The 13,432-nt window shown below is 61.6% G+C and carries 10 protein-coding genes; 1 reads left to right on the forward strand and 9 read right to left on the reverse strand.

The features are described from left to right. Nucleotides 1-721: thioredoxin domain-containing protein (locus tag VIH17_01490; GenBank protein ID HEY4681905.1), on the forward strand; the 721-nt coding region annotated here is incomplete at its 5' end. 48 nt (nt 722-769) lie between these two features. On the opposite strand, the gene VIH17_01495 is transcribed toward VIH17_01490, so the two are convergent. From VIH17_01495 to VIH17_01535, 9 genes are all read right to left on the reverse strand, one after another. Further along, a complete protein-coding gene (locus tag VIH17_01495) occupies nt 770-2,344 on the reverse strand; it encodes a M20/M25/M40 family metallo-hydrolase (protein ID HEY4681906.1) in 1,575 nt (524 codons plus the stop codon). Nucleotides 2,345-2,554: 210 nt separating this feature from the next. Next, the gene (gene ltaE / locus VIH17_01500) at nt 2,555-3,631 is read right to left on the reverse strand and encodes a low-specificity L-threonine aldolase (GenBank protein HEY4681907.1); all 1,077 of its coding nucleotides are present in this window, start codon (nt 3,629-3,631) and stop codon (nt 2,555-2,557) included. Between the two features lie 20 nt (nt 3,632-3,651). Continuing rightward, the gene (gene hemW / locus VIH17_01505; protein HEY4681908.1) at nt 3,652-4,848 is read right to left on the reverse strand and encodes a radical SAM family heme chaperone HemW; all 1,197 of its coding nucleotides are present in this window, start codon (nt 4,846-4,848) and stop codon (nt 3,652-3,654) included. 3 nt (nt 4,849-4,851) lie between these two features. Beyond that, nucleotides 4,852-5,295 carry a secondary thiamine-phosphate synthase enzyme YjbQ gene (locus VIH17_01510; protein ID HEY4681909.1) on the reverse strand — a complete coding sequence of 148 codons (444 nt, stop codon included), beginning with the start codon at nt 5,293-5,295 and terminating at the stop codon, nt 4,852-4,854. 71 nt (nt 5,296-5,366) lie between these two features. Then, the gene (locus tag VIH17_01515) at nt 5,367-6,383 is read right to left on the reverse strand and encodes a tagatose 1,6-diphosphate aldolase (GenBank protein ID HEY4681910.1); all 1,017 of its coding nucleotides are present in this window, start codon (nt 6,381-6,383) and stop codon (nt 5,367-5,369) included. Nucleotides 6,384-6,556: 173 nt separating this feature from the next. After that, the gene (gene bshC, locus VIH17_01520) at nt 6,557-8,200 is read right to left on the reverse strand and encodes a bacillithiol biosynthesis cysteine-adding enzyme BshC (GenBank protein HEY4681911.1); all 1,644 of its coding nucleotides are present in this window, start codon (nt 8,198-8,200) and stop codon (nt 6,557-6,559) included. A 72-nt stretch (nt 8,201-8,272) separates the two neighbouring features. Beyond that, nucleotides 8,273-9,193, reverse strand: coding sequence for a dihydrodipicolinate synthase family protein (locus VIH17_01525; GenBank protein HEY4681912.1), 921 nt, complete (start codon nt 9,191-9,193; stop codon nt 8,273-8,275). A gap of 313 nt (nt 9,194-9,506) precedes the next feature. Further along, nucleotides 9,507-12,785, reverse strand: a complete 3,279-nt coding sequence (carB, locus tag VIH17_01530) for a carbamoyl-phosphate synthase large subunit (protein HEY4681913.1) — start codon at nt 12,783-12,785, stop codon at nt 9,507-9,509. Then, the gene (locus VIH17_01535; protein ID HEY4681914.1) at nt 12,786-13,343 is read right to left on the reverse strand and encodes a transposase; all 558 of its coding nucleotides are present in this window, start codon (nt 13,341-13,343) and stop codon (nt 12,786-12,788) included. It lies immediately after the preceding gene. Nucleotides 13,344-13,432: the final 89 nt, after the last annotated feature.

Consider the following 13,432-nt stretch of genomic DNA (forward strand, 5'->3'; position numbering starts at 1 on the left):
AAATTTGAAGTCCGGCGGCCCGCCCGGGTTCCTGCGCGGCAAGCTGGAAATTGGTTCGGCTGGTCGGGTCCAGTCATTCACGGTGCATCTTTCCACCGACGGCCGGTGGCTTATTCTTGACCGCCTCTATGACATGACCAAAGACCCGTTTGCCGAAACGCGCGAGCGCATCGACTTGAAAGACGTTCCCTCACGCGGCAACCCGGCGTCGCCCGTCACGGTTGTGGAATACTCCGATTTTCAGTGTCCCTTTTGCAGCGTGGCATATCGCTCGATTTACCAGCGGCTGATGGCTGACTATGGTGACCGCATCCGCTTCGTCTATAAGAATTATCCCTTGACCGAAATCCATCCCTGGGCGCAGCCTGCGGCCATTGCCGCCGCATGCGCCTACCGGCAGGGCAACCAACCCTTCTGGACACTTCACGACTACCTTTTTGAGCGGCAGAAGGAAATTTCGCCAGCGAACCTGAGCGAGATGGTCCTTAACTTCGCGCGCGAGCAAAAATGGGATGTGGAAAGACTCCGCCGCTGCACGGAAAAGCGGGAGACCGAGGCAGCCGTGAATGCCGAACGAGCCGAGGGCGACGGGGTGGGCGTTAACGGGACCCCGGCGTTTCTTATCAACGGTCGGCTCATCAGCGGCGTCGGCGACTACGCCCGCTTCAAACGCCTGATTGATTCCCAACTTCACGCTGCCAGCAATCCTAAGAGCCCGTAACGGCGCTTTGCCAGAGACATCTCTTCCGCACGCCGGCGGACCCAGGAGCTATTCCGGCCAGTGCGCGTATGCGTAGAGGATATCCACCATAGACTGCTCGCACTTCACCAGTCCGGCCACTTTCTCGTTGCCCTCGACGACGAAATATTCGTCAATCGAGTGAGCGCGACCGCCATGGCCCAGCCCGCCCGATGCCGCCGGGAGATTGAGCGGCGGGCGGGTGTACTGCGCCTGAGGGCTCGAGCCCGCTGCGCGCGGCCAGATGGCCGGTTCGATGCCATAGCGCTTATAGACGCTGAGCACCGCCTGCACCGCCGGCGCCTTTACCGAGGTGCGCGACCATTCGTCGCCCCCGCCCATCTTCCGCAGCTCGATCTCCCCGAAGCCTTTCTGGTCGAAGTGCTGCCGAACGAGCGCGATCTGCTTGTCGATCTCCTGGTTGGGCACCAGGCGCGAGTCAATCTTCACCGTCGCCTTCTCGGGCAGGATAGTGGCCACGCCAGGGCCGGTATAACCAGCCCAAACGCCGTCAATATTCAACGTGGTGTCGAACGTCAGGTGACGGATCGCCTCCAGGTCATTCCAGTCGTTCATCCATGCCTTGGCGTTTTCCTTGTCCGAGGCAAGCGCGCGCCCGCCGATTTTCTGAATCAGCGTAGCGATGAGCATTTCCTCTTCCGCGGTGGGCGGGGCGATGGCGTCGTAGTAACCGGGCACGAGGATGCGGTTGGCGGCCGGGTCGTAGAGTGTCCGCAAAGCGTCCACCAGCCGCCACACCGGTGAATCGAGGATGGCCTTCCGCGAGGAGTGAATCGGGATCTTCTGCGGCCCGCGGCCCCAGCGCCCGCCGTGGCACTCGAGCTCGAAATAGGCGATGCCCTTGTTGCCGAGTGCCATCGAGACCTGGCCCTGGCTGTTCTGCGACGGCCCCGCACCCAGGTGGGCGTGGCACTTTTTCAGCCGGTCCAGGTAGGGGTGGAGCACTTGATGGAAGTGCGGTGAGCCCTGCTCTTCTTCGCCGTCGCAGGTGAAAAGAATGTTCACGGGCAGCTTGCCTTCGACAGCGATGATGGATTCGCACGCGTTCAGAAAGGCCACCAGCGGCCCCTTCGAGTTGATGGCGCCGCGGGCGATGATCGTCTTGCCAAATGGCGGCCGGTCAACGACGTTGGCGGCGAGCGGCGGCGAAGACCACTCCTTTTCGTCGAAGGGTTGCGTGTCATACATGAAATAATGGGAAATCGTCTTCTTCGCGCCGCTGTCATAGCCCGCCGCGACGCCGGCCAAGCCGTCAGTCTTCACCAGTTCGGCGAACTGGCAACCCATCTTCTTGAACATCCCGATCAGCGAGTCGGCGCATTCCCGCATGTTCTCCCGACCGGCGACCTTTGTGCCCCAGCCCCAGCTTGAAACGCTCGGCAGCCGCAAGAATTCCTGGATGCGGGCAACGTGTTCGGCCTCGTGCTGCTCGATGTATTTGTGGATCTTCGCCGCCGCCGGGGAATCCAACACATCTTGTGCGAAGCCGGCCGGTTCATCCAGGAAGGAGAAAAAGCCAGCCCCTGCGCCCAGCGCCGCTGCTTTGCTGGCAATCTTCGAGAATTCCCGCCGCGTCATTTCCATGGGGTACCTCCGAGAGAAATAGGCCTTTTGCCGCGCATCCTACGCCGGCCACACGGGCGAGTCAACGCAAAGCGATTTTGAAGCCATGCCGCAGAAACGCCGGACAAAAACGTCGTGGGTACACTCCGAACGCAGAAATGCGCAGAGAAAACGAACATGCGGGGCCCGCTCGACTTCGCTTCAGGCAGGTTCACCCCGGCGCTGCGTTCGTCAACTGCGAGTAATTTCGCGCATGGCGGCCAGGGCGCGCTCAATGCCGGATTCGTCCACATCCAGATGAGTCACCATGCGCAGCGTGAAAGCCGAGGTGGGATTGGCAAGGATCTTTCGTTCCTTCATTGCTGAGGAAACCTGCGCGGCGGTTTTGCTCGTATCCTTGACGTCGAGGATGACGATGTTGGTCACTACCTTGGCGGCGTCGATGCGAATCCCGCGGATGGAAGCAAGGCCTTCGGCAAGCCTTCTGGCGTTCTGGTGGTCCTTCACCAATCGCTGCGGCATCTTTTCGAGCGCAATCAAACCCGCCGCTGCCAGCACGCCTGCCTGGCGCATCCCGCCGCCGAACATTTTTCGATAGACGCGAGCCTTCTCGATAAATTCGCGCGAACCCACCAGCATTGAGCCCACCGGCGCGCCTAGGCCCTTGGACAGGCAAAACATCACCGAATCGAACTTGGACGAGAGTTCTCGAACCGACTTCCCCTGCGCCACGGCCGCGTTGAAGATGCGCGCGCCGTCCAGATGCACCGGCAGCCCGCGCTCGTGTGCCTTCCCGCATATCTCGTCGGCGATTTCCTGCGGATAGACCGTCCCGCCGGCCATGTTGTGCGTATTCTCAAGCGAGATGAGTCCCGTCTGGGCGCGGTAGTAGATCTTGGGCCGAATTTGCGGCTCGATCATGGCCCAGGTCAGGACGCCATCTTGCCCTCGAATCACCCGCGCGATGCAACCGCTCAGGGCGGACATGGCAGCCATCTCATAGTTGTAAATATGGCCCGCCTCTTCGCAAATGACCTCGTTGCCGTGATGGGTGAAACACTTGATCGCAATCTGGTTTCCCATCGTGCCGGAAGGGACAAAGAGGGCTGCCTCGCGGCAAAAGACTTCGGCCGCCCGGGCTTCCAGCCTGTTCACGGTCGGGTCTTCGCCGTAAACGTCGTCGCCCACCTCCGCTTCCGCCATCGCCCGGCGCATCTCCGGAGTGGGTTTGGTCACTGTATCACTGCGCAGGTCCACAATGGTTTCAAGCTCCGACGCCTCCGGCGTGTCCGACATTTCCCGCGGCATAAAACATCCTCTCACGGTCGCTACTCCACAAACTCGCGAAAGACTTCATTCGAGACCAGCAGCGCTTCCGGGGCCAGGCACACCACCGACCCGCGCCGGCAGAGCAGCCCGGCGTTCTCAAGCGCGCGAATCTTAGGCTCGATCTTTTGGATGATTTCTTCGCCGTACCGCCCGCTCACCAGGGCAAGATCGATGCCGGATCGCTTTCTCAAGCCCAGAAACATGGTCTCCTCGAGGGCCCGCTCCGGCGTCACCACTTCCACGGAAGCAAGTGGTGGCTGTCCCTCTTGGATGGAGACAACGTAGTCGGTCGCTTCGGCGGTATTAGCCCAGCGTGCCGTCCCATTGAACGAATGAGCGGAAGCGCCAAGACCCAGATACGGTTCGCGATTCCAGTATTTCAGGTTGTGCTGCGAGGCGCAACCCGGCCGGGCGAAGTTCGAAATCTCATAGTGCTCGTATCCCAACCCGGCGAGTCCCGTTCGCGCCGCTTCATAGAAATCGGCAATCTGGTCTTCGTCGGGGACTTCCTGCGCGTGGTAGCGCCGGCCGCCGGAGAGCATTTCTCGTCCGAGCCGGCTTCCTTCATCCACTTCCAGCGCATAGACGGAAACATGCGCGGGCCCGAGCCTTTCCACCCAGGCCAGATTTTCATTCCAACTGGAGCGCGTCTGGTGCGGCAACCCGGCGATCAGGTCGAAAGAAATATTCTCAAAGCCGGCAGCGCGCAGTCCAGCCACCGCCGAAACAATGTCATGCCGGCGATGCCGCCGCCCCACCGCTTTGAGTTCGTCGTCCTCGAACGATTGCACTCCCAGGCTGATACGATTGAACCCGGCTGTGCGCCATCGCCCGGCGCGTTCGCGGGTGACCGTTTCCGGGTCGGCTTCGAGCGTCACCTCTCTTTCGGGCATGAACCGGAAGTTCCGTCCGAGCCGGGCCATCAGGCAGGCCAGCTCGTCCTCAAAAAGGCTCGGCGTCCCGCCGCCGAGGTAAATCGTGTCCACCGGCAAATCGAACAGGGCCGTGTCCACGCCCGCTTGGTTGAGCCAGCGCCGCGCCGAGGTGATCTCCTTGCCAAGGCAGGTAAAGTAGGAAGCCTGCACTGTTTTCGAATAAACGCCCGAATCGAAGTTGCAATAGGCGCACTTGGACCGGCAGAAGGGCACCTGCAGGTAGATGCCGAGGGTTCGTGGGAATGCACTGTGGATTTCCATCGGTCAGGCGCGGATGATCTTGACGTTCACTTGCCGGTCGCGCGGTCCGTCAAATTCACAAAAAAAGATGGCTTGCCATTTCCCCAGAACGAGCCTGCCGCCCTCGATGGGAACGGATTGGGTGCAACCGACGATGGTGGATTTGATGTGCGAGTCGGCATTTCCCTCCCAGTGCTTGTAGGGGCCGTCCTTGGGCACCAGGCGATCGAGGGCAGCCTCGATATCGCGGGGCACGTCGGGGTCGTCGTTTTCGTTGATGGTGATGCCGGCGGTGGTGTGCGGCACGTGGAGGTGGCAGACGCCGCTCTGGCAGCCTGATTCGACGACCAGCTTTTCGACCTCGCGGGTGATTTCGACGAGCTCGGTGCGCCGCGCGGTCTTGACCTCGAGCACGCGGGTCAGGCCGCGCGCCGGCTGCTTCGCATGCTGGCCTGCTGGCTTCATCATTCCTGATTGCGGGCGAGCGACTGAGGGCGAAGCGGGTACGCTCCCCCTTTGCCCTTTTCGATGCAACGGATTCAGCTTAGCGCGGCGGCGGAGGTGACGCCGTAAAAGCTGAACCACGGTTTGGCAGCGCTCAGCCGGTCGTTCACGTTCCTGATGTTCTTCACTCCCTGATTGGCGAGCCAGTCTTCGAGCGCCTTGACCCCTTGTTTGCCGTAGATGGGAATGGAGTCTTTCCACGTGGCGCGACCGCAGAGCACGCCGGAAAAATTTACGCCCGATTCTCCGGCCAGCTCCAGGCTTTCGCTGAACGTCTCGTTGCTGACGCCGGCTGAGAGGTAGATAAAGGGCCTTCCCGCGGCCGCGGCGGCTTTGCGGAACAAGTCCTTGGCCTGTTCCTTGCTGTAAGCCGATTCGCCCTTGCAGGAACGCGTGCCGGCGACGAAAGCCATATTGACCGGGACTTCCACCTTCATGATGTCCACGCCGTAGCGGGGCTTGGAGAACTCCTCCATGCTCTTGGCGACCACTTCGGGCTTCTTGCGGGCAAACTCGATGCCCTTCTCGTCGAGTCCTTCCTCGTAACCGACAAATTCGAGGAAGAAGGGGACGTCGAGGGCGGCGCATTCGGCGCCGATGCGCTCGACCCAGGCGTGCTTGGTCTCGTTGATGGCGGGCGGGTCAAACGGCGTGTAGTAGAGCAGAATCTTGATGCAATCGGCGCCGGCCTCGACCAGACGCCGCACCGAGTAGTGGTCGAGCAGGTCGGGCAGGCGGCCGGGCTGCGTGTTGTCGTAGCCGCTCTTCTCGTAGGCCAGCAGCAGGCCGGCATTCTTCGCGCGCATCCTGGCAGCGGTAAGGCCGTACTCCGGGTCGAGCAGGATGGCGCTCGAGTGCGGCGTCAATACGCGGGCGACGGCTTCCTTGAACTCGGCCATCATCTCCGGGGTGACGGCCTTCTTATCCACGCCCTTTTCCTTGGCGATGGCGCTGCGGAGCGAGCCCCGCTGATCCATGGCAGCGGCGGCGATGACGCTGCGGGAATCGGAAACCGCCTGCAAACCTTTCTGCTTTCCCGGGGTGACCTTCATGAGCCTTCCTCCAAAACATGGCTGAGAATGAACGCAAATCAAAGCGCGATTGTACCACGGCGAGAAGGCTCCTGAAATCGGCCGGGTGCGCCGGCGGGCCACTCGTGGTGAACCCTCGCGGGGAAACACGGTGGGATGTCTGCGACTCGGAAGAAACAAAAGTGCGAACGGCGCTAGAGCCGGATGACCTGGTGGTCGCCCCCGCGAAGAGTGACCTGCTCGATGAGCTGCTCGAGCAGCGTTTTTCCGTACCTCCCGAGGAAAGGCAAGAAATTGATCACCCGCTCCTGCAGCGCATGGTGCGGGTACAAGGCGCATTGCAGCATCCGGGCGTGCCGCCGGGCGATCTCGGCGCGGCTAGCTTCGGCTCTCGCCGCCTTATGGCGTAGCTTTTCGAGCTGGTAGAGAACTTTCTTTCGTCCGGTCGAAACCGCTCCCACCAGGGTCGGGTCCAGCTTCTCCAATCCGCCGCCGAGCGTATCGAGCGCTTCGCCGATTTTCTTCTCTGCTCGCGCCAGGCTGGACTTCAATCCTCGCGGCAGTCGAGCGGAAGCGATCGCTCGTTCGAGGCGCTGTGGCCCGCGGAACGCATCCTCCACGGACAGACCATACTTTGCGAGGAGCCGCTCGGTTCGCGGTTCGACCAGTGTGAAGCTGGCCCGCGGAAAAAAGACCGGCATGCGCTTCAGGAGCCGCTCGTACAAGGTGTTGGCCTGAGCAAAGTAGGCCGCTTCAGCCGGCCCGCCGATGTAGGCGACGGTGGGCAGCAGGGTGTCTTGCAGAATCGGTCGGAGCAAAACATTCGGCGAAAAGTCGCCCGTGGCCCGCTCCATCCAGTCCAGGACCTCCCGAGGGGAAAGGCGCAGGCCGTCCTCCAAGACAAAATTCCCATTCTTCCTCCGCAGAGGCACGCGCCGCCCATTCACCATCGCAAACAGCAGCGAAGTCTGCTCGCGGACCTTGACTTGAGCGTGGTAGCCGGCCTTTTCGAGTTCCTGGCCGCGCGCGAGAAGAGCCCGGTTGAGTTCGGAAGATTCCTCGACAGTGCGCCGGAAGACAGCCAGCCCGAGCCGGTGCAGCCGAGCATCCATGGCGTCGAGCAAGACCACGCCAAAATCGGAAAAGAGGCGCGCCATCAATTTGCCGAAGGCGCTCCCGAAGGTCTCACCCTCGCGGTAACACTCCTTGAGCCATCGGGCGACCTCGCCGCCCGCGATCTTCGCTGCCTGCTCCGTCAGTTTGCCGATGCCCGAATCGAAAGCGATGTCCCCCACTCTGAGGTGGCGCGCCGGGGATCCGTGTTCCAGGCGAATCAACTCGAAGACTTCGTCCAAGAAATAGGTGTGGTTCACTTCGGCGACATCGTGATCCTCGTCGGCGATCCAGAAAACGGGAACCGTTTCCATGCCGCGGGCGGTAAGCTCTCGCGCCAGGCGGATGGCGGTCACTGCCTTGTAAATCGTGTAGGCCGGGCCGCTAAAGAGCCCTACTTGCTGGCCCGTCACAACGGCCATCACGCTGCCGTCGGCCAGCCGGTTGACGGCCTCGATGACAGCCGGCCCGCCGCCAAAGCGCTCGTTGTGCTCGCGCAGGATCGCAGCCACTTCGCTTCGCATGGCGACATGGCGCGGGATCGTTTTGGCTGCTGCCTGGAGCGAACTTTCCTCAAACGGCGGATAGGCGTAGAACTTCTGCACCCGGGGAAAGTCGTAGAGATAGTCGGCATAGAGCCGCGTGGTGCGAGGAACGACGGTAAACGGCAAACAGCGGCACTCCATCAGCGCGCTCATGATAGCCAGACCACGCCCCCGCGACAAGACAGCTTTCTCGATTGGATGAAGAAGCTCGGTCGAAGACGCTAACCCTTTGCCTGCGCCGCGAAGCCGGGGCTAGCGGGTGGCTTCGAAGCGTGTTTCGAGGCGGGCAAATACGTTGTCGAGATATTTGCGTTCCTCGGCCGTAAGCGGCTGCAGCGGCGAACGCACCGCCCCGCCATAGTAGCCAAATCGTTCCATGGCATATTTGAGCCCGGCTATGCCGCAGGCCGATGTCACCGCTCGGGCCGGCTCGAGCAAGAGTTGCTGGAGATTCCGGGCTTTGTCTGCCTCTCCGCGGAAAAACGCCTCATGAATGTCCACGCACAGCTCGGGCAGGCAGCAGGCTGCCGCCAGGATTCCCCCTACCGCACCCACCGCCAACGAGGGATAGAGCGTCGGCGCTGACCCCACCAACACCTGAAAGCCGGGCCGAGACTGCGCCGCAATTTCTGCCACACGCTGGACATTGCCCGAGCTTTCTTTGATGCCGATGATGTTCGGATGCTCGCTCAAACGCGCGACCTCGCCCGCCTCGAGCGCGATTCCGGTAAACTGTGGAACCACGTAAACAAGAATCGGGATTTTGACAGCGTCGGCAACCGCCCGGAAGTGCGCGGCCATGGCCACAGGGTTCATTTGCGGTTTGAAGTAGTGGGGCGTTTTGACCAGCGCCGCCCGGTAGCCGGCGGCGGCTGCGCGGTTGGTGCGGGCGATGGTCTCGCGGGTGGACTCGACGCCGGTGCCGGCAATCAAGGTCTTGCCCGGCGCCGCTGCCTCCCGAGCCGTGTCCCACACTGCCAGAACCTCCGACTCGGTCAGATAAACCGACTCGCCGGTCGAGCCCACCACGACGTAGCCCTTTAGTCCGGTTGGGTTATAACGAATGAGATTCGCCCGCAGCCGATCGAGCGCCAATTCGCCGCGGCTGTCGAACGGCGTGGTGATCGGCGGAAAGATTCCCTTCAGGTCAATGCCGTCCATGAGGTCAATCATTAGTCTTTCATCCCTGTTCCGGGCGCTCGCCATGCCTGCCCCTTCGCGGGCAACATCGGCTTCCAAGAGCAGATTGCACAAACAAACGGTTCGGGTTCGATGCCGTCTGCCTGCCCTTCGACCCGACGCGCCATCCAGTTTACCCCCATCCCAGCCGGGTCGCCGAGAAACTTTCCAACCGGACGGCTCTACCCGGCGCATGCCGCAGCGCAGAGTAGAAATGGCCAGCCGGGCCGATGGCGATCGAACATCGAATGTATGATCAGCGGGAATGAGCGACGTGAATGACCGGCTGGGGAAAACGCTACCGGCTCTAAGAATCGGGGGATGCCGCCGTGGCCCGGCTGGCCAGCCCGGCTCGAGCGTGCAGTTCCTGTAAGCTCGATACCTCCAACTCCGCCTTTTCCATAGCAGCGATGCCCGCCACGGCTGCCCGGGCGGCTGAGATGGTGGTGATGCAGGGTACCGTGTGTCGCACGGCGGCGCGGCGAATCGCTTTCTCGTCGAAAAACGACTCCGATCCCAATGGGGTGTTGATGATCAGACAGATTTGCCCGCTCCGGATCCAATCCACCACATTCGGCCGGCCTTCGTTCACCTTGAAAACCACCTCAACCGGAAGGCCGGCTCTCTCCAACTCCGCCGCTGTGCCCCGGGTGGCCACCACGCGAAAGCCCATTTGGGCAAGGTTGCGGGCAATTTCCACCGCCGCCGGCTTGGCCGCATCGTTCACGCTGAGGAAGACAGCGCCGCCATTTCCGGCCGGAAGCGGCAGCTTTTGTCCGGCGCTCAATTGGGCCTTGGCAAAGGCGGCGCCAAAACGGGTGGCGATGCCCATCACTTCCCCGGTCGAGCGCATCTCCGGCCCCAGAATGGTGTCCACACCGCGAAATTTTGCGAAGGGAAAGACCGGTGATTTCACCGCGTAATACTCTTTGGTGGGCAGCTCCCCCCCGGGCAGGCCAAGGTCCTTCAATTTCCGGCCGGTCATCAAGCGCGCCGCAATTTTCGCCAGGGGATAGCCCGTCGCTTTGCTCACGAACGGCACCGTCCGCGACGCCCGCGGGTTCACTTCCAGCACAAAGACTTTCCCGTTCTGGATGGCATACTGGACGTTCATCAGGCCCACCACCTCGAGCGCTCCGGCCAACTGCACGGTGTAGCCGCGGAGAGCAGCAAGCTGCTCGGATCGAAGCGAAACGGCCGGCAGGACGCACGAGGAATCGCCGGAATGAATCCCTGCTTCCTCGATGTGTTCCATGATCCCGCCAATCAGCACATCTTCGCCGTCGCAAAGCGCATCCACGTCCACCTCGATCGCGTTTTCGAGGAACTGATCAATCAAAATCGGCCGGGCGCTCGAAGCGAGGCCGGCGGAGCGACCCAGCTCCGCGGCCATCTTCGCGTAAGCTTCCACCGTCGCCAGATCATAGGCGATCACCATGGCCCGGCCGCCAAGCACGTAGCTGGGCCGGACCAGGACGGGCAGGCCAATGTCTTTCGCCAACCGTGAAGCCTCTTCCGGTGTTGTCGCCGTTCCGTTTTTCGGCTGGGGAATGCCCGCCTGCTCGAGCAGCCGGCCGAATCGCCGGCGATCCTCGGCAAGGTCAATTGATTCCGGCGTTGTCCCGATGATGGGCACGCCGGCTCGCTTGAGGTCGAGCGCGAGGTTCAGCGGAGTCTGCCCGCCGAACTGGACAATCACGCCTTGAGGCTTTTCCCGATCGAAAACCGCCATCACGTCTTCAAACGTGAGCGGCTCAAAGTAGAGACGGTCGGAGGTGTCGTAGTCGGTCGAAACGGTTTCGGGGTTGCAGTTCACCATGACCGTTTCGTAGCCGTCTTCCTTGAGCGCGAAGGCGGCGTGGCAGCAGCAGTAGTCGAATTCAATTCCCTGGCCGATGCGGTTGGGGCCGCTACCCAGAATCATGATTTTCTCGCGCTTCGTCGGCGCCGATTCGTCCTCGTCCTCGTAAGTCGAGTACAGGTACGGCGTGGTTGACTCAAATTCGGCGGCGCACGTGTCCACTCGCTTGAACACCGCTTCGATACCGTGCTTCTTGCGCAGCTCGCGGATGGCCTGAGGGGTCTTGCGCCACGCCTGCGCCAGGAATTCGTCGGAGATGCCGGCGCGCTTGGCTTCGCGCAGGAGTTCCGCCTCACACTCCTTCGGGCCCCTCCGAGCGACACGCTTCTCCAACGCAACGATCTGGCTGAGCTGGTCGAGAAACCAGGGATCAATCCCGGTCAGCTTCTGCACCCGAGAAATATCCCACCCGCGTTCGAGAGCCAGATGCAACCAATGAATCCGGTCAGGGCGCGCCACCGTGAGATGGTCCTGGATGGAACGCTCGTCCGTCTTCGCCGGCTGCCAGCGGCTTCCCGCTTCGAGCGAACGCAGCCCCTTGAGCAGCGCTTCCTTGAACGTCCGGCCCATCGCCATCACTTCCCCCACCGACTGCATCTCGGTGCCCAGGGTATCGTCGGCGCCCGGAAATTTCTCAAATTGCCACTTTGGGATTTTCACCACCACATAGTCAATCGTCGGCTCAAAACAGGAAGGGGTCTTTCGGGTGATATCGTTCGGAATTTCGTCGAGCGTGAGCCCGACCGCAAGCTTGGCGGCAATCTTGGCGATGGGGAACCCGGTGGCCTTGCTGGCCAGCGCCGAGCTGCGCGATACCCGCGGGTTCATCTCGATGACGACCATGCGGCCGGTCTCCGGCTGCACGGCAAACTGGATGTTCGACCCGCCTGTCTCGACGCCCACCTCGCGGATGATGCGCGCCGCGGCATCGCGCATCATCTGGTATTCCTTGTCGGTGAGCGTCTGCGCCGGCGCCACCGTGATCGAGTCGCCCGTGTGGATGCCCATGGGGTCGAAGTTTTCGATCGAGCAGATGACGACGAAGTTGTCGCGGAAGTCGCGCATCACCTCGAGCTCGAACTCCTTCCAGCCCAGCACCGACTCTTCGATCAACGCCTCGTGCACCGGGCTGGCATCGAGCGCGCGGGCGATCGCCTCGGCAAATTCCTCCCGGTTGAAGGCAATCGAACCACCCGTGCCGCCGAGCGTGAACGACGGGCGAATCACCACCGGGTAGCCCAAATCATCGGCCACGCGCAGAGCGTCAGAAACGTTGGTCACCAGCGATGATTCCGGCACGTCCAGTCCAACCTTACGGCAGGCATCCTTGAACCACAGGCGGTCTTCGGCCACCTTGATGGCTCGGAGCGACGCGCCAATCAGCTTGACGCCAAACTTGTCCAGGATGCCGCTTTCGGCCAGTTCGACGGCCAAATTCAAGCCCGTCTGCCCGCCTACGGTCGGAAGAAGCGCATCCACACCCTCCCGCGCGATGATCGGCTCGAGGTACTCCTTGGTGAGCGGCTCGATGTAGGTGCGGTCGGCAAACTCCGGGTCAGTCATAATCGTCGCGGGGTTTGAATTGACCAGCACAACTTCGTAGCCCTCGGCCCGGAGCGCCTTGCAGGCCTGCGTCCCCGAGTAGTCGAACTCGCACGCCTGGCCGATGATGATCGGCCCCGAGCCGATGATCAGGATTTTGTGGATGTCAGTCCGCTTGGGCATTTATTTATCGCGGCTCTTTCCGGTTGTTGCTTCGGAAGGGCGGGGCTTCAGCCCCGCCGTACATGAAGTTCCTTCTTCATGGGCTTTAGCCCCTGAAGCCACTGGGCAAGGATCCAATTTGTATCTCCCATGCGAGGAACAGAACGAGTATTCCTCTGGCTTCTGCACCAACCCCGCTTTGACCGGATTCATGTCGATGTATGCGACATGCGAGTAGTAATCCGCTTCGTCCCGAATCTGATGCTCAGTGAATCCGGCATGCCAGATGGGGAAGCGGCCATGGAGCCTGTTGCCAATCTCGTGAGAAGACCCGCCCTTGATAAGCTGCACAGCTTTCTCCAGCGTGGTAGTCTCGCTCGGTGTGAGGATAATGTGTAAGTGTTCGGGCATGACCACGTAGCAATGAACGTGGTAGAAGCCCTTGTCGCGGTATTCACAGATTTTCTGCTCAACCACCTCAGCGGCTGTCGCCTTGCGGAATATTTCGCGCCTTTTCCAGGTGTTGGTCGTTACAAAGTACGTTGCTCCTGATTTTGTCCGATGTTTTGGTCGTGCCATTTGGCTTCAGGGGCTAAAGCCCTTTTTTTCTGCTCCTGTTGTGGCGGGGCTAAAGCCCCGCCCTTCCAAAGCCGAGCATCGGCCCCGAG

It is taken from the genome of Candidatus Acidiferrales bacterium, from assembly GCA_036514995.1.
Classification (GTDB): domain Bacteria; phylum Acidobacteriota; class Terriglobia; order Acidiferrales; family DATBWB01; genus DATBWB01.